Source organism: Streptomyces sp. HmicA12, assembly GCF_000373565.1.
Lineage (GTDB): Bacteria > Actinomycetota > Actinomycetes > Streptomycetales > Streptomycetaceae > Streptomyces.
On sequence record NZ_KB891820.1, the window covers coordinates 361,128 to 376,925 of the forward strand.

The 15,798-nt window shown below is 70.0% G+C and carries 16 protein-coding genes; 8 read left to right on the top strand and 8 right to left on the bottom strand.

The features are described from left to right. Positions 1–106 precede the first annotated feature (106 nt). The 3 genes from B072_RS0127955 (at position 107) to aroQ (ending at position 2,205) form a co-directional block, all read left to right on the top strand. Positions 107–415, top strand: a complete 309-nt coding sequence (locus B072_RS0127955) for a hypothetical protein (protein ID WP_018533262.1) — start codon at positions 107–109, stop codon at positions 413–415. A gap of 82 nt (positions 416–497) precedes the next feature. Next, on the top strand, positions 498–1,598 hold the full coding sequence (locus tag B072_RS0127960) for a calcium:proton antiporter (RefSeq protein ID WP_018533263.1): 1,101 nt from the start codon (positions 498–500) through the stop codon (positions 1,596–1,598). Between the two features lie 133 nt (positions 1,599–1,731). Further along, entirely contained in the window at positions 1,732–2,205 is a 474-nt protein-coding gene (gene aroQ, locus B072_RS0127965; protein ID WP_018533264.1) for a type II 3-dehydroquinate dehydratase, read from the top strand. 7 nt (positions 2,206–2,212) lie between these two features. Here the strand turns inward: aroQ and B072_RS0127970 are convergent, their stop codons facing one another. The 5 genes from B072_RS0127970 to B072_RS0127990 form a co-directional block, all read right to left on the bottom strand. Then, positions 2,213–2,962 carry an amino acid ABC transporter ATP-binding protein gene (locus tag B072_RS0127970; protein ID WP_018533265.1) on the bottom strand — a complete coding sequence of 250 codons (750 nt, stop codon included), beginning with the start codon at positions 2,960–2,962 and terminating at the stop codon, positions 2,213–2,215. After that, positions 2,959–3,840 carry an amino acid ABC transporter permease gene (locus B072_RS0127975; RefSeq protein ID WP_018533266.1) on the bottom strand — a complete coding sequence of 294 codons (882 nt, stop codon included), beginning with the start codon at positions 3,838–3,840 and terminating at the stop codon, positions 2,959–2,961. Before B072_RS0127975 ends, B072_RS0127970 begins: the two co-directional genes overlap by 4 nt. After that, complete coding sequence (locus tag B072_RS0127980; RefSeq protein ID WP_026246375.1) at positions 3,837–4,709, bottom strand: ABC transporter substrate-binding protein; 873 nt, start codon at positions 4,707–4,709, stop codon at positions 3,837–3,839. Before B072_RS0127980 ends, B072_RS0127975 begins: the two co-directional genes overlap by 4 nt. Before the next feature lie 133 nt (positions 4,710–4,842). Continuing rightward, positions 4,843–5,499, bottom strand: coding sequence for an MBL fold metallo-hydrolase (locus B072_RS0127985; protein WP_018533268.1), 657 nt, complete (start codon positions 5,497–5,499; stop codon positions 4,843–4,845). 9 nt (positions 5,500–5,508) lie between these two features. After that, positions 5,509–6,240 (bottom strand): maleylpyruvate isomerase family mycothiol-dependent enzyme, encoded by a 732-nt coding sequence (locus tag B072_RS0127990; protein ID WP_026246376.1) that lies wholly within the window; start codon positions 6,238–6,240, stop codon positions 5,509–5,511. A 295-nt stretch (positions 6,241–6,535) separates the two neighbouring features. Here B072_RS0127990 and uvrA point away from each other — a divergent pair, with 295 nt between their 5' ends. After that, positions 6,536–9,628: an excinuclease ABC subunit UvrA gene (gene uvrA / locus B072_RS0127995; protein WP_018533270.1), complete on the top strand. Its 3,093-nt coding sequence runs from the start codon at positions 6,536–6,538 to the stop codon at positions 9,626–9,628. Positions 9,629–9,709: 81 nt separating this feature from the next. On the opposite strand, the gene B072_RS0128000 is transcribed toward uvrA, so the two are convergent. Further along, entirely contained in the window at positions 9,710–10,312 is a 603-nt protein-coding gene (locus B072_RS0128000; protein WP_018533271.1) for a YceI family protein, read from the bottom strand. A gap of 101 nt (positions 10,313–10,413) precedes the next feature. Here B072_RS0128000 and B072_RS0128005 point away from each other — a divergent pair, with 101 nt between their 5' ends. Beyond that, complete coding sequence (locus tag B072_RS0128005; protein ID WP_018533272.1) at positions 10,414–11,271, top strand: helix-turn-helix domain-containing protein; 858 nt, start codon at positions 10,414–10,416, stop codon at positions 11,269–11,271. Positions 11,272–11,306: 35 nt separating this feature from the next. Here the strand turns inward: B072_RS0128005 and B072_RS0128010 are convergent, their stop codons facing one another. Beyond that, the gene (locus tag B072_RS0128010) at positions 11,307–12,248 is read right to left on the bottom strand and encodes a carbohydrate kinase family protein (RefSeq protein WP_018533273.1); all 942 of its coding nucleotides are present in this window, start codon (positions 12,246–12,248) and stop codon (positions 11,307–11,309) included. Positions 12,249–12,680: 432 nt separating this feature from the next. On the opposite strand from B072_RS0128010, the gene B072_RS0128015 reads away from it, so the two are divergent. Then, positions 12,681–13,112, top strand: coding sequence for a Rieske (2Fe-2S) protein (locus tag B072_RS0128015; RefSeq protein WP_018533274.1), 432 nt, complete (start codon positions 12,681–12,683; stop codon positions 13,110–13,112). Positions 13,113–13,153: 41 nt separating this feature from the next. Here the strand turns inward: B072_RS0128015 and B072_RS0128020 are convergent, their stop codons facing one another. Beyond that, positions 13,154–14,104, bottom strand: coding sequence for a hypothetical protein (locus tag B072_RS0128020; protein ID WP_018533275.1), 951 nt, complete (start codon positions 14,102–14,104; stop codon positions 13,154–13,156). A 251-nt stretch (positions 14,105–14,355) separates the two neighbouring features. Between B072_RS0128020 and B072_RS0128025 the strand changes: the two genes are divergently transcribed. Together B072_RS0128025 and B072_RS0128030 are read left to right on the top strand one after the other, a co-directional pair. After that, positions 14,356–14,973: a papain-like cysteine protease family protein gene (locus tag B072_RS0128025; protein ID WP_018533276.1), complete on the top strand. Its 618-nt coding sequence runs from the start codon at positions 14,356–14,358 to the stop codon at positions 14,971–14,973. 5 nt (positions 14,974–14,978) lie between these two features. Next, positions 14,979–15,761 carry a hypothetical protein gene (locus tag B072_RS0128030; protein WP_043244878.1) on the top strand — a complete coding sequence of 261 codons (783 nt, stop codon included), beginning with the start codon at positions 14,979–14,981 and terminating at the stop codon, positions 15,759–15,761. Positions 15,762–15,798 lie beyond the last annotated feature (37 nt).

The following is a 15,798-nucleotide window of genomic DNA, read 5'->3' on the forward strand; positions in this document are numbered from 1 at the left end:
CACCGGGTGGGGTGCGCGGCCGATTGCCGCGTGCTCCGCCCGGTGCTTGCTTGTGCCGTGAGCGCGTTCCGGCCCGGGGCGCGACGGCACGACGGGGGAGGTCCCCATGAGCCAGAAGTTCGTCCAGATCATCGACTTCGAGACCCAGCGGTACAACGAGATGCAGGACCTGCTCGACCGGTTCGAGCGGCAGATGCAGGGCACATCCGGCGGTCCCACGCACCGCATCCTGCTCCAGGACCGGGAGAAGTCGGGACGCTACCTCGCGATCATCGAGTTCGAGTCGTACGACGATGCCATGCGCAGCAACGAACACCCCGAGGTCGCCAAGCTCAACGAACAGCTCTCGGCCCTGTGCACGCGGCAGCTGGCCTTCACCAACTGCGACCTGAAGGACTCGCGCGAGCTGAAGTGATCTGAAGTGATCTGAGACGCGGCGCGCGAGCAGCCGCTGACCCGGGTCGCGCCCCCGTACTGCCCCGGGCACCATCGAAGGCATGATCACCAGACTCCGGGCCCTGGCCACACAGTGGACCGTCCTCGTCCCGGTGCTGGCGGTCGTGCTGCTCGGGTGCACCTGGGGGCGCGACCTGCCAGGAGTCCTGGTCGCCGTCGTCTCCGTCGTCCTCGCGGGAGCCGTCCTCTCGGCGGTCCATCACGCGGAGGTCGTCGCCCACCGCGTCGGCGAACCCTTCGGCTCACTCGTGCTGGCCGTAGCCGTCACGGTCATCGAGGTGGCCCTCATCGTCACCCTGATGGCCGACGGCGGGGCCAAGAGTTCGACGCTCGCCCGGGACACGGTCTTCGCCGCCGTCATGATCACCTGCAACGGCATCGTCGGCATCAGCCTCCTGGCGGCCTCCATGCGGCACAGGGTGGCGATCTTCCAGTCGGAGGGCACCGGCGGCGCCCTCGCCACCGTCGCCACCCTCGCGACGCTCTGTCTGGTCCTGCCGACGTTCACCACGAGCAAGCTCGGGCCGGAGTTCTCCACGTCGCAGCTGATCTTCTCGGCCGTCGCCGCGGTCGTCCTGTACGGACTCTTCGTCGCGACGCAGACCGTGCGCCACCGTGACTACTTCCTGCCGATCACCAGACAGGGCGAGGTCATCGACGCCGACGACCACGCCGAAGCGCCGACCACCCGCACCGCGCTGATCAGCCTGGGCCTCCTCGGACTCGCCCTGATCGGCGTCGTCGGACTCGCCAAGGGCGTCTCCAAGACGATCGAGCACGGTGTCGAGGCCGCGGGCATGCCGCAGGCCGTGGTCGGAGTGATCATCGCGCTGCTCGTGCTGCTGCCGGAGACCATCGCGGCGCTGCGCGCGGCCCGCCGCGACCGCGTGCAGACCAGCCTCAACCTGGCGCTCGGTTCGGCGATGGCGAGCATCGGCCTGACCGTGCCGGCCGTCGCCATCGCCTCGATCTGGCTGTCGGGTCCGCTGGTCCTCGGACTCGGCGCCACCCACATGGTGCTGCTCGCGCTGACCATGGTGGTCAGCACCCTGACCGTCGTCCCCGGACGGGCGACACCGCTCCAGGGCGGCGTGCACCTGGTGATCCTCGCCGCATACGTGGAACTCGCCGTCACGCCGTGACGGGACCCTGCGCCACCACCCCGACGCCGTCCCCGGAAGCGGCGCGAGGCGGAGGCCGAGAGGCAGGTGCTCACCGCCTGAAGGGCCCGTGATAGACCCTCAGGGAGCAACCGCCCGACGTACGGAGGTCCCAGTGCCGCACACTCTCGCCAGCGCCCCGATCATGGTTCTCAACGGCCCGAACCTGAATCTGCTCGGCAAGCGGCAGCCGGAGATCTACGGCCACGACACCCTCGCCGACGTCGAGGCGCTCTGCGTGAAGACGGCCTCGGCGAACGGCGCCACCGTGGACTTCCGGCAGTCCAACCACGAGGGCGAACTCGTCGACTGGATCCACGAGGCGCGGGAGAACCACGTCGGCATCGTCATCAACCCCGCCGCCTACTCGCACACCTCGGTGGCCATCCTGGACGCGCTCAACACCTGCGACGGCATGCCGGTGATCGAGGTCCACATCTCCAACATCCACCAGCGCGAGGAGTTCCGACACCACTCCTACGTGTCGCACCGCGCGAACGGCGTGATCGCCGGATGCGGTGTACAGGGCTACGCGTTCGGTGTGGAGCGGGTGGCCACGCTGGCCGCACCGGGCACCGCGGAGGCGTAGCAGCCGCCTACAGGCGCCCGGCCTCCACGATCCGCCGCAGGAACTGTCGTGTACGTTCCTGCCGCGGATCCCCGAAGACGTCCTCGGGAGTGCCGCGTTCGAGCACGACACCGCCCTCCAGGAAGCACACCTGGTCGGCGACCTCACGCGCGAAACTCATCTCGTGCGTGGCCAGCACCATGGTCATGCCCTCGCCCTTCAAGTCGCGCACGACATCGAGGACTTCACCCACCAGCTCGGGGTCCAGGGCCGCGGTGATCTCGTCGAGGAGCAGCAGCCGCGGCCGGACGGCGAGGGCCCGCACGATCGCCGCCCGCTGCTGCTGACCGCCGCTGAGCCGGTCCGGGTACTCGTCGGCCTTCGCGGCGAGCCCGAGGCGCTCCAGGAGCCCCCTGGCCCGCTCCTCGGCCTCCTCCCGCGAGGCGCCGTGCACCCGGCGCGGTGCGAGCGTGACGTTCTCCAGGACGGTCATGTGGGGGAACAGGTTGTACGCCTGGAACACGATCCCGATCCGCCGTCGCACGGCGTCCGCGTCCGCGCGGGGATCGGTGATCTCCTCCCCGTCCAGCCAGATCGCCCCGTCGTCGATCTCCTCCAGGAGGTTGGCGCAGCGCAGCAGCGTCGACTTCCCCGAGCCGGAGGCGCCGATCAGCGCGGTCACGGTGTGCGGGGCGACGTCGAGGTCGACATCGCGCAGCACCACGGTCTCGCCGAACGTCTTGCGCACGGAGTCCATCCTCAGCACGGGCTCGGTCATACGAGGCCTCCTTGAGCCCGGCGGCGGTCCATGCGGGCCGTCACCCAGTCCGTGAAGCGGGTCATGGGGATGGTGAGCGCGACGAACACCAGCCCCGCGACCACGTAGGGCGTGTAGTTGAAGTCCTTGCTGGCGATGATCTGCGCCGCGTACACGGCGTCCACCGCACCTCCGATGGAGACGAGCCCGGTGTCCTTCTGCAGCGACACCAGGTCGTTCAACAAAGGAGGCACGACGCGGCGCACCGCCTGAGGCAGCACCACGTAGCGCAGCGTCTGACGGTTGCTGAGCCCCAAGGAGCGTGCCGCGGCCCGCTGCGAGGGGTGCACCGACTCGATGCCGGCCCGGAACACCTCGGCGACGTAGGCCGAATACGTCAGCACCAGCGCGGCGCCTCCCAGGAGCACGGGGTCCGTGGTGACCCCCTGGAGGCGCAGTGCGGGCACACCGAAGATGACCAGCAACAGACAGATGATGAGCGGCAGTCCACGGAAGAAGTCCGTGTACGCCGTCGCCAGCGCGCGCAGCGGGAAGAACACGGGCCCCCGCAACGTGCGCGCCAGGGCGAGCAGCATCCCGAAGACGAGCACGCACGCCCCGCACACCACCAGAAGGCGCACGTTCAGCCACAGTCCCTCAAGGACGTCGGGCAGCGCCACGCGCGCGTAGTGCGCACTGAAGAAGGTGCCCTTCGTGCGCTCCCAGCCGGGGGAGCTGGTGATGACGACGAACAGGACGGCGCCGGTCACCAGAGTGCTCAGCGCCGCGATGGCGGTCGCGCGGCGCGTGCGGGCCCGCCTGTAGCGCTCGCGGGCTATTCGACGCTCGGAGGGGACGTACACGTCGTCGCCGACGGACGGCTGCTTCGCGACGGTCACTTGAGCACCGGCGCGTCGACGGCATCGGACAGCCACTTCTTCTCCAGGGAGGTGAGCGTGCCGTCCTTACGGAGGGCGTCCACGGCGCCCGTCACGCACGACGTCAGTTTGCTCTCCTTGTCGAGAACGAGCCCGAACTGCTCCGGAGTACCGGCGGAGTTCTCGAACTGTCCCACCACCTTGGCGTCGGTGACCTCGGCGCCCGTGATGTAGAAGGCGGTCGGCAGGTCGACGACGATCGCGTCCACCTGGCCGTTCTTCAGGGCGGACTTGGCGAAGTCGTTCTTCTGATAGACGGCGGGCTTCTGGGCGGGCTTCACCAGGTCGTTGATGAAGTCCAGGCTGGTGGTGCCCACTTGGGCGCCCAGCTTCACGTCCTTCAGGTCGGCCACGCTCCTCGCTTTCGCCGCCTTGGAGGACTTCAGCGCGACGACGGCCTGCCGCACGTCGTAGTAGCCGGACGAGAACGCCACGGCCTTCTTGCGCGCGTCGCTGATCGACACCTGGTTGATGTCGAAGTCGAACTTCTTGGCGCCAGGGGCGAAGGAACTGTTGAACGGCACGGTCTGCCAGACCACTTGGGACTTGCCATAGCCGAGCTGCTTCGCCACGGCGTACGCGACGGCAGACTCGAAGCCCTTGCCGTTGGAGGGATCGTCGTCCTGGAACCAAGGCGCGTAGGCGGGCTTGTCCGTGCCCACGGTGATCTTCCCGGACGCCACCGTGGTCAGCTTGCCGGGAGCGCAGGAGGAGGCCGTCGCGGGCTTGTTCCCGGCCTTGTTCTCGGGTTCGGGGGCGCAGGCCGCCGCGGCGGCGAGAACCACGGTCGAGCAAACGGCAAGACGCACGGTGCGATGGGCGAGAGGCATGGCGGGAGAGTGGCAGCGCTCAGGCCTGTCTGTCGAGGTCAGACGGCCGATTGTCCGCATAGTGGGAACGGGTGTTGCGGTCTCGTGAACACCCGCTCCATGCCCTGGCGGTGACCGGTGCGGGCCTGCCGGCTCACCAGCCGCGTGCGCGCCACTCCTGGAGGTGCGGCCGCTCGGCTCCCAGCGTCGTGTCGTTGCCGTGGCCGGGGTAGACCCAGGTCTCGTCGGGAAGCGGCGCGAAGATCTTGGTCTCCACGTCGTCGATGAGGCTCGCGAAAGCCTCCGGATCCTTCCAGGTGTTGCCCACACCGCCCGGGAAGAGGCAGTCGCCGGTGAAGACGTGCGGGTGCCCGTGCGGGTCGTCGTAGACCAGCGCGATGGAGCCGGGGGTGTGGCCCACCAGATGACGCGCCGTGAGCGAGATCCGGCCGAACTCGATCGTGTCCCCGTCGGCCACGGCGACATCGGTGGCGACCGGGATGCCCTCGACGTCGTCGCGCCCCGCGTACGTGCGCGCGCGGGTCGCCCCGACGACCTCGGCGAGGCCCTGCCAGTGGTCGCCGTGCCGGTGGGTGGTGACGACGGCCGTGATGCCGTCGTCACCGATGAGGCGCAGCAGCGTCTGCGGCTCGTTCGCCGCGTCGATCAGCAGCTGCTCGTCGGTCGCGCGGCAGCGCAGCAGATAGGCGTTGTTGTCCATCGGCCCGACCGCGACCTTGGAGATCATCAGGCTCTGCAGCTCGTGCACGTCCGCCGGGCCGCCGACCTTCACCGTTCCGCTGTACGTCATGCAGGCAGCTTATAGCGGGGGCAGCGCGGGCAGAGAGCCTCGGTCGACGGTGAGTGCGCTGCCCTTCCTGCGACCCGAGAGCCAGCCCAGCAGGTCCGCCTGGCGACCCTGGACGACGATGCCGAGGGGCGGGGGCCCGCCTGTACCGCTCTTGATCTCCTCAAGGGTGTGCGTCTGCACGGCGCCGGTGGAGATCATGCGTCCGTCGTCCTGCTTGAGCAGGAGGGGCGGCAGGTCCGGATGGTTGCGGAATCGCTTCGACAGAAAGTTGATCTCCCGCTGGGTGAACTCCTCCGACAGGTCCTCCAGCTCGTACCCGATGCCGAGGTCCACGTGGTGCAGCTCGACCTCGATCCAGCGCCGGAACGGCACATGGGAGGCGGTGTCCTTGACGCCGTTGCGCAGTTCCACCGTCCGCCCCCAGTCGGCTTCCTCGGCCCCCGTGCGCCGGAAGAGCTCCGCGCTCTGCCGCACGTCGTCGACCTGGGCGCGCAGCCCGCGCGGGGCGTCCCGCTCGATGTCGGCGTCACGCGCCTCGGCACTGGCGTACATGGGGCGGCCCGCGAGGACGTTCACCAGCGCCTCCGCGTTCCGGGCCAGATGGGCGAGCACATGACCGCGGCTCCAGCCCGGAAGCCGTGACGGCTCGGTCACAGCGGCGTTGTCCAGGGTGCTGACCGCGGCGAGCAGCCGGTCGGTCGCTTCGCGTACAGACACCAGGTCGCGCACATGATCACTCATGGCGCCGACGATAGCCGCGCCACACGTTCGGGTGAAGGTGGTCGACCCCGCGCCTAATTCGAATACACGTGCTATATGGTCGAGTGCGACTTCGGGCATGGTTGAAGGCCCGGGTTTGTTACCAAGCAGGGAAACCAACCGGCGTTGTCAGTGGCTCCCTCTAGTCTTCGAAAGACAGCCTTCTCAAGACTTCTCCGGGAACCTCTCGGGGTCGTCCTCGAGAGTCAGACCAGTCAGACCTCGGGAGACGGGGGCTTTCCCCCTGTCGCTTCTCTCTAGAAAGGTGCGGACCGGCGTGGCCGACCGTCTCATCGTCCGTGGCGCGCGCGAGCACAATCTCCGGAATGTCTCGCTCGACCTCCCGCGCGACTCCCTCATCGTCTTCACCGGTCTGTCGGGCTCCGGTAAGTCCTCGCTCGCGTTCGACACGATCTTCGCCGAGGGGCAGCGCCGGTACGTCGAGTCGCTGTCGTCGTACGCCCGTCAGTTCCTCGGCCAGATGGACAAGCCGGACGTCGACTTCATCGAGGGCCTCTCGCCCGCCGTCTCGATCGACCAGAAGTCGACCTCGCGCAACCCGCGGTCCACGGTCGGCACCATCACCGAGGTGTACGACTACCTGCGACTGCTCTTCGCGCGCATCGGCAAGCCGCACTGCCCGGAGTGCGGCCGCCCCATCGCACGCCAGTCGCCGCAGGCCATCGTCGACAAGGTCCTGGAACTGCCCGAGGGCAGCCGCTTCCAGGTCCTCTCGCCGCTGGTGCGCGAGCGCAAGGGCGAGTTCGTCGACCTCTTCGCCGACCTGCAGACCAAGGGCTACTCCCGCGCACGCGTGGACGGGCAGACGATCCAGCTCTCCGAGCCGCCGACCCTGAAGAAGCAGGAGAAGCACACCATCGAGGTGGTCGTCGACCGCCTCACCGTGAAGGACTCCGCCAAGCGCCGTCTGACCGACTCCGTGGAGACCGCGCTCGGCCTCTCCGGCGGCATGGTCGTGCTCGACTTCGTCGACCTCCCCGAGGACGACCCGGAGCGCGAGCGCATGTACTCGGAGCACCTGTACTGCCCGCACGACGACCTGTCCTTCGAAGAGCTGGAGCCCCGCTCCTTCTCCTTCAACTCGCCCTTCGGCGCCTGCCCCGACTGCTCGGGTATCGGTACGCGCATGGAGGTCGACCCCGAGCTGATCGTTCCCGACGAGGACAAGTCGCTCGACGAGGGCGCCATCCACCCGTGGTCGCACGGCCACACCAAGGACTACTTCGGCCGCCTCATCGGGGCACTCGCCGACGCGCTCGGCTTCCGTACGGACATCCCCTTCGCCGGGCTGCCGCAGCGTGCCAAGAAGGCGCTGATCGAGGGCCACAAGACGCAGATCGAGGTCCGCTACCGCAACCGGTACGGGCGCGAGCGCGTGTACACGACGCCCTTCGAGGGCGCCGTGCCGTTCGTGAAGCGTCGCCACAGCGAGGCCGAGTCGGACGCGAGCCGTGAGCGCTTCGAGGGCTACATGCGCGAGGTGCCCTGCCCCACCTGTGAGGGCACGCGCCTCAAGCCGATCGTCCTCGCGGTGACGGTCATGGAGAAGTCGATCGCCGAGGTCTCGGCCATGTCCATCAGCGACTGCGCCGACTTCCTGAGGAAGCTCACGCTCAACGCGCGCGACAAGAAGATCGCCGAGCGCGTCCTGAAGGAGGTCAACGAGCGGCTGAGGTTCCTCGTCGACGTCGGCCTCGACTACCTGTCGCTCAACCGAGCCGCGGGCACCCTCTCCGGAGGCGAGGCCCAGCGCATCCGGCTCGCCACGCAGATCGGCTCCGGTCTCGTCGGTGTCCTGTACGTGCTCGACGAGCCGTCCATCGGCCTCCACCAGCGCGACAACCACCGCCTCATCGAGACCCTCGTGCGACTGCGCGACATGGGCAACACGCTCATCGTGGTCGAGCACGACGAGGACACCATCAAGGTTGCCGACTGGGTCGTCGACATCGGCCCCGGCGCGGGCGAGCACGGCGGCAAGGTCGTCCACAGCGGCCCGTTGAAGGAGCTGCTGAAGAACGCCGAGTCGATGACCGGCCAGTACCTGTCCGGCAAGAAGGCCATCCCGATCCCGGACGTCCGGCGCCCCGTGGACCCCGGACGCCACCTCACCGTGCACGGCGCCAAGGAGAACAACCTGCGGGACATCGACGTGTCCTTCCCGCTGGGCGTCCTCACCGCCGTCACCGGCGTCTCCGGATCCGGCAAGTCGACGCTGGTCAACGACATCCTGTACACGCACCTGGCACGGGAGCTGAACGGGGCACGCTCGGTCCCCGGCCGGCACACGCGCGTGGAGGGCGACGACCTCGTCGACAAGGTCGTGCACGTCGACCAGTCGCCCATCGGCCGCACCCCCCGGTCGAACCCGGCGACGTACACCGGAGTCTTCGACCACGTCCGCAAGCTGTTCGCCGAGACGACCGAGGCGAAGGTCCGCGGCTACCTGCCCGGGCGCTTCTCCTTCAACGTCAAGGGCGGCCGCTGCGAGAACTGCTCGGGCGACGGCACGATCAAGATCGAGATGAACTTCCTGCCGGACGTGTACGTCCCGTGCGAGGTCTGCCACGGTGCGCGGTACAACCGGGAGACCCTGGAAGTCCACTACAAGGGCAAGTCCATCGCCGAGGTCCTGGACATGCCGATCGAGGAGGGACTCGCCTTCTTCGAGGCCGTCCCCTCGATCGCCCGCCACCTCAAGACCCTGAACGACGTGGGTCTCGGCTACGTCCGCCTCGGGCAGTCCGCGCCGACCCTCTCCGGCGGTGAGGCGCAGCGCGTGAAGCTCGCCAGCGAGCTCCAGAAGCGCTCCACCGGTCGCACCGTCTACGTGCTCGACGAGCCGACCACCGGCCTGCACTTCGAGGACATCAGCAAGCTGATCACGGTGCTCTCGGGCCTCGTCGACAAGGGCAACTCGGTCATCGTCATCGAGCACAACCTCGACGTCATCAAGACCGCCGACTGGGTCGTCGACATGGGCCCCGAGGGCGGCAGCGGCGGCGGCATCGTCGTCGCCGAGGGCACCCCGGAGCAGGTCGCGGCCGAACCGGCCAGCCACACCGGCAAGTTCCTGCGCGACATCCTCGGCGCCGACCGGGTCAGCGACGCCGCGGTGCCCGTGGCGCGTTCCCGGAAGACCGCGGCGAAGACGGCCGGGGCGAAGAAGGCCGGGGCGAAGACGGCGGTGGCGGCGACCAAGACCGCGGCCAAGAAGACGGCCACGGCGAAGGCGTCCGCGACCAAGTCGACCGCCAAGTCGACTGCCAAGGCGCCCGCGAAGAAGGCCACTTCGGCGGCGAAGAAGCCCGCTGCCAAGAAGGCGACCAGCCGGGCCCGAAAGGACTGACGCGGCAGAACGGCCGGTCACGCTCCGTAACGAAATCGGCGCCCCACGGGAACTTCCCGCGGGGCGCCGTGCGTTCAACGATCAGCCGGCCTGGCCCTGCGGTTCACGAGGCTCCACGAACTGCATGTCCAGTTGAACCTTGACAACATCACCGAGCAGGCCACCGCCGAAATCGAGCCCGAAGTCGCTGCGCCGGATCTCTCCCGTCGCCTCGAACCCGGCGTGCCGACTCCCGTCCACCGGCACATCGACGACCCCGCCGAACTCCACGTCGAGCGTCACCGGACGGGTCACCTCGCCGATGGTCAACTCACCCTCCAGGGACCAGTCCTCGGCCGAGCCGCTCACCCCCGTCGACCGGAAGACCATGGTCGGCCGCTGCTCCACGTCCAGCAGATCCGCCGAGCGGGTGTGGGCGTCACGGTCGGCGTTGCCCGTGTCGATCGAGGCGAGCGCGATGGTGGCCGTCACCCGCACGTCGGCGACCGTCTCGCCGACATACAGCCCTGCCTCCACCTGGGCGAAGCGGCCGCGCACCTTCGCGATCCCCAGGTGCCGGATCGTGAAGTTCACCGCCGAGTGCAGCGGATCCAAGGTCCAGTCGCCGGGGGCGAGGGGCAGCGCCGCGGTCGAAGTCGCCGTGGTGGGAGGGGAGTCGGTCGTCGCGGTGTCGTTGTCAGCCATGCCCCCACTCTGTGCGCCCTGTCGTACAGGAGGAAGGCCGAGCCAAGGCTGGTAGTGACAGGGCCACGATGAGCCACCCCGCCCGTTGATACGTTCATGGGGTGGCTGACAACGAGTTGGGTACGTTCCTGCGCACGCGCCGGGAAGCGGTGACTCCCGTCGATGTGGGGCTGCAGACCGGCCCCCGGCGCCGCACCCCGGGGCTGCGCCGCTCCGAGCTGGCCACGCTCGCCGGCATCAGCGTGGAGTATCTGACCCGGCTGGAGCAGGGCAGGGACCGCAACCCGTCGCCCTCGGTGCTCGGTTCGCTCGCCGACGCGCTGCGGCTCTCGACGGACGAGCGGCTGCTGCTGCGCCGCCTCGCGAAGGCCAGTGGGGCGGACGCCGCGTTCTGCTCCGGGGACACGGCTCCGTCGCAGGTGGTCAGGCCCACCGTGCATGCCCTTCTCCACCGCCTCGAGCCCACTCCGGCGGTCCTGGTGAACTGGGTCGGCGACATCCTGGCCCACACCGACGGATACGCCCGATTCGCCGGGCCGCTCGGCATCCTGGACGGCGACCGGCCCAACGTCGTGCGGTACTTGTTCACCGACGAGCGGGCCCGCGGCGTCTACCCCGACTGGGACCGGGTGGCCGACGACCAGATGGCACGGTTTCGGCAGGGCGCACCGCTGGTGGATGCGCTGGTCGTCGCCCTCGTCGACGAGTTGACCGTCACCGCCGGAGCCCCGTTCGCCGACCGGATGGCCGCGGCCCCCGCGCCGCCCCGGCGCGCCGGTCACGACCTGGTGGCGCACCCCGAGGTCGGTCCGCTGCGGCTGGCGCACGAGGTTCTGTCACTGCCGGACGCCGACGCGCAGACGATCCTGGTGCACCTCCCGGCCGACGACGCCACGGCTGCGGCCCTGGATCGGCTCCATGGCCGGACGCCGGGGGCGCTGCGCGCCGTCAACGGGTGAGGGTGGCCTTCCCCACGGGGGAGGGAGAGCAGCACCTACACCGCGCCGACCTCGGCTCCGTAGGGCGGTTCCGCACCTGCCCGTGCGCACGTGAGGGCGGCCGCGCGGGCCGCGAAACGCAGCAGCCGTTCCCAGCCGTCACCGTCCAACTCGGCGACGGCGGCGGGAGAGAGGGCGCCCTGCACCGAAAGGCCGTGCAGCAGCGCCGCGTTGACGGTGTCACCGGCGCCGATCGTGTCCACGACGTCGACCCGCTCACCCGGGACGGCGTACGTGCCGCCGTCCCGCGTGAAGGCGCTCAGACCGTCGCCGCCCCGTGTGATCACCACGGCGGAGGGCCCGCCGGACAGCCACTCCTGCGGTGTGCCACCGAGCCACTCCGCGTCCTCCTCGGAGAGCTTGAGCAGCGTGGTCGACGGCAGCCAGCTCTTGAAGCGGGCCCGGTACGCGTCCGCGTCGGGGATGAGGCCGGCCCGGATGTTCGGGTCGAGCGCGGTGAACAGGCCCTGGGCGGCGGCCGACCGCATCAGCTCCTCGTAGGCACTGGCCCCTGGCTCCAGGACCAGCGAGCAGGTGCCGAACGACACCGCGCGCGTGCCCGCCGGAAGCGCCTCCGGCACCGAGAAGAGCCGATCCGCGGTTCCCTCCGCGTAGAACGAGTAGGCCGCCGAGCCGTCGGCGCCGATGGACGTGACGGCCAGGGTCGTCGGCTCGTCGCCCCGCTGCACCGAGGTCACCTCCACCCCGGCCGAGCGCAGCCCATCGAGCAGGGCCTCGCCGAAGGCGTCCCGCGACAGCCGTGAACAGAAGGAGACGGGGGAGCCGAGCCGCCCCAGCGCCACCGCCGTGTTGTACGGGCCACCGCCGAGGCGCGGCGCGAGCGGAGACAGCCCGGGGGACTGCCGGGCCGGATCCTCGCCGGGGGACGAACCCAGGGGGACGAGGTCGATCAGGGCCTCTCCAGCGACGACGATCACGGCGGTTCCTCTCGGGGCGGGTTCTGGGCGGTCGGGACGGCGGGCGGCGACACGGCCATGGCGCCCCGCGGCGACGGACCACCTGCGCGGACCAGGTCGCCAGACCGCAGGCTAGAGCCTCACCGCTCGCGGGACACCCCTCGCCCCCGACACGGGCACCACCATCGCCGAACCGGGCACATCGAGGCCGGGATCGGGCAGCGTAAGAAGCAGTGACCCACCACGAAGCAGTTGCCCCACCAAACTGCCGCCCCGCCAAGTAGCAGCCGCCCCACCAGGAAAAGCCGCCCCATCAAGGAACAGGGGCCCCGAGAAGTGCCCGTATCCCCGCCGGTATCGTCTGATCTGTCACCCCTGGTCAGCCTCACGATCGGTCGGACCGCGATCCGTCGCTCGGCTGTTCCTCCGCCCAGCGACACCCGTGGAGCCCCGATGCCCGGCACAACCCCTTCCCGCATCTCCCGCCGCACCGCACTGCGCGGCGTCGCCGTGGCGGGGACGGCAGGCATCGGCCTGACCGCGTGCTCCGCCGGCTCCGACTCGGGCGCGGCCGCGGCGCCCACGGCGCCGGTCGATCTGGGCAAGGCCGACGAGGTCCCCGCGGGCGGCGCCAAGCTCTACAAGGACGAGCACGTCGTGGTCAGCCGGACGAAGGGCGGCGACTACAGGGCGTTCAGCACGATCTGCACCCACGCGGGCTGTCCGATCGCCATGCTCAAGGGCACCGAGCTGACCTGCAACTGCCACGGCAGCAAGTTCGATGCGACCACCGGGAAGGTGCTGCAGTCCCCGGCGACGGCGCCACTGGAGGAACTGTCGGTGAAGGTCGAGGGCGGCAAGATCGTCGCGGGCCCGAAGCAGTAGCGCGCGGCCCCCGTCGGCCGAGGTGCGGGACCCGGCTGGGGCTACTCCCAGTCCCAGCCGATCCCCAGCAACCCCGCCCGCACCTGCTGCTCCACCACGTGCACCGACCGGTGCCGGCCGCTGAGTGTCAGCTCCTGGCGGCCGGCGCGCGGGGCCGCCGTCGACTGCTGGGTGAAGCGGTGGCAGCGCACCGGCAGCGCGTCGTCGGCGAACCGCACCTGGAGGGCGTACTGCCCGCCGGTGAAGCTGAACCCGCGGATGTACTCGCTCGACGCGCCCGCCGTGCCGTCCTCGAATCCGTAGCGGAACAGATAGGTGTCGCCGGCCCGCAACCGTGCGTCGAACAGCAGCTCCGCCACCAGGACACCGGTTCCCTTGTCCCAGCGCACGCGTCCCGTACGGCAGTTCTCCATGGCCTCCACCGCCACATCCCCGGGCGAGCACCCGGGGTCGCCGTGGTGGATGGCCACATAGCGGTCCACCCCGTCGCGGTGCGCCCGCACGATGTGCTGCGAATCCCTGCCGACCAGTTCCCTGCGGGCCCCGATCCGTACCCGTTCGAAGTGCCCGACCGTGTGCAGACCGCCGTCCAGCGGCGACCCCAGCTCCGTCAGGAGCCGTTGGAGCACCCCTGAGGCCTCGACGAGCGAACGGTAGGAGCGGGCCGCGGGCCGCTGTGGGGCGGCAACCTTCTCGCCCGGTCCCAGCAGCCGGATCAGCGACTCCTCGGGCAGCTGGAGGATCTCCTCCAGGGCTCGTACGGCCCGCATCGACTCGTCCCGCTGCGGTCTGCGCGCGCCCTGCTGCCAGTAACTCAGGCTTGTCACGCCGACCTTGATGCCCTGGCGCGACAGATGGTGCTGCACACGGTGCAGCGGCAGTCGCCGAGCGGCGATCGCGGCCCGCAGGGCGACGTGGAACGGGCCGGTGCGCAGGGCCGTCTCCAGAGCCGGTGTCCGTTCCACTTCGGTGTGCCGTTCGCCGAGCCGCATAGGAGGCCTCCTGCTTCTCCGCGCACCGCCCGCGGACTGTGAACATTCACATCGCCGTATCCGAGCGTTCGCGCCGGTCGGAGCGGGGCGGCTGGTCGGCGTACGAGAGTTGTTCACATCTGTACGACGTCATTCACTGCCCCAAGTCACCCGGCATTGAAGCGTGTTGACCTGCCCCCGACAAGAGCTGATCCTCGTCAACGCGTCCGGACGCGCTCCTCCACCCCACATCCCGTCCAGGGAGGACCGCGATGCGCACCCCGAACCCCCGACCCCGAACAGGCGCCACGCGCCGCAGACGCCTGCGGCAGGCCGCCGTGACGGCCGCGCTGGCCGCCGCCCTGGCCCTGCCCACGACCACCGCCACAGCGGACACCGAGACCGCCCTCGCCGCGAAGCGCCTCAACATCACCATGCAGGCCCAGCAGAAGACGAACTGGTGCTGGGCCGCGAGCGGCAACACCATCGCCACCTGGTTCGGCCGCACGTACTCCCAGAACCAGTTCTGCAACGCCGCCTTCGGCCGCGCCCAGGGCACCGAGTGCCCCAACTCGCAGGCCACGCTCGGCAATGTGCAGGACGGCCTCTCCTGGGCCGGCATCAACCCCGGCTCCTACGTGACCGGCTGGCTGCGCTACTCCACCGTCCAGACGGAGATCAACGCAGGCCGCCCCGTGGAGACCCGCATCCAGTGGTCGAGCGGCGGCGGCCACATGCACGTCCTGTACGGCTACGACGACGCGAGCAGCTGGGTCTACTGGGGCGATCCCTGGCCCTCCGACAACCGCTACAACTGGGCGTCCCACGACTGGTACATCAGCAACAGCTCGTTCTCCTGGACCCACTCGCTGTACCGGATCGGGGCGTGAAGGCGATGAGACGACGCATCACGGCCCCCGTGCTCACGGGCGCCACCGCGACCCTTCTGCTCGCCCTCGCGGCCCCCCACGCGAGTGCGGCGCCCCCTCCGGTTCCCGCCCACGCGCGCGTGGCGGCACACGACGCGGCGACGTCACCCCGAATCCTCGACACGCTCTCCCGCTTCTTCGCCCGCGACGGCGCGGTCACCAAGGCGGCCGCAGCGCCCCGCATAGAGGGCGAACAAGCAGTACCCGTGTACTACTTGTCACGCGATTTCGTGGCCGGCGAGAAAGACGCGGACATCGCCGAGCTCGCCTTCCTCGCCAGTGGGGCCGTGTCCTCCGACGGGCAGAAGGCATCCCTGTGGACCGTCGAACGGCAGGGATCCTGGAAGGTGGTCAACGTCGCCTCCGGGGACGACGAGGTCCGGTACGCGGGTCTGGGGGCGCGCAAGCTGCCCGGCGGCACGGTCTTCCGGGAGCCGCAGATCAACGCCTGGTACGTGGCCGACCACGCGCGCGTGCTGCCGCTCGACGCCGACGCCGTGCGGGCCGTCGGCCGTGACGGGGTCTCCCTGGCGGCTTACCGGACGCGTGTCGACAAGGCCTACGGCGACAAGCTGCCCGGTTCCGCGTACGCGAAGAAGGGCGAGGCGGGCGGCTACGGCCCGCCCCGGCACGCGGCACGAGGCCCCCTGACGGCCGCGTCGACCGCCGCGGGAGCCGGGGCCCTGGTCGCTCTCGGCCTGAGTGGCGTCGTCGTGCGCCGGGCGCGCCGGTCCCGCCGTACGGGCTGACCTCACGGGGTGCCCGGTTCCACCCCGCCGGGCACCC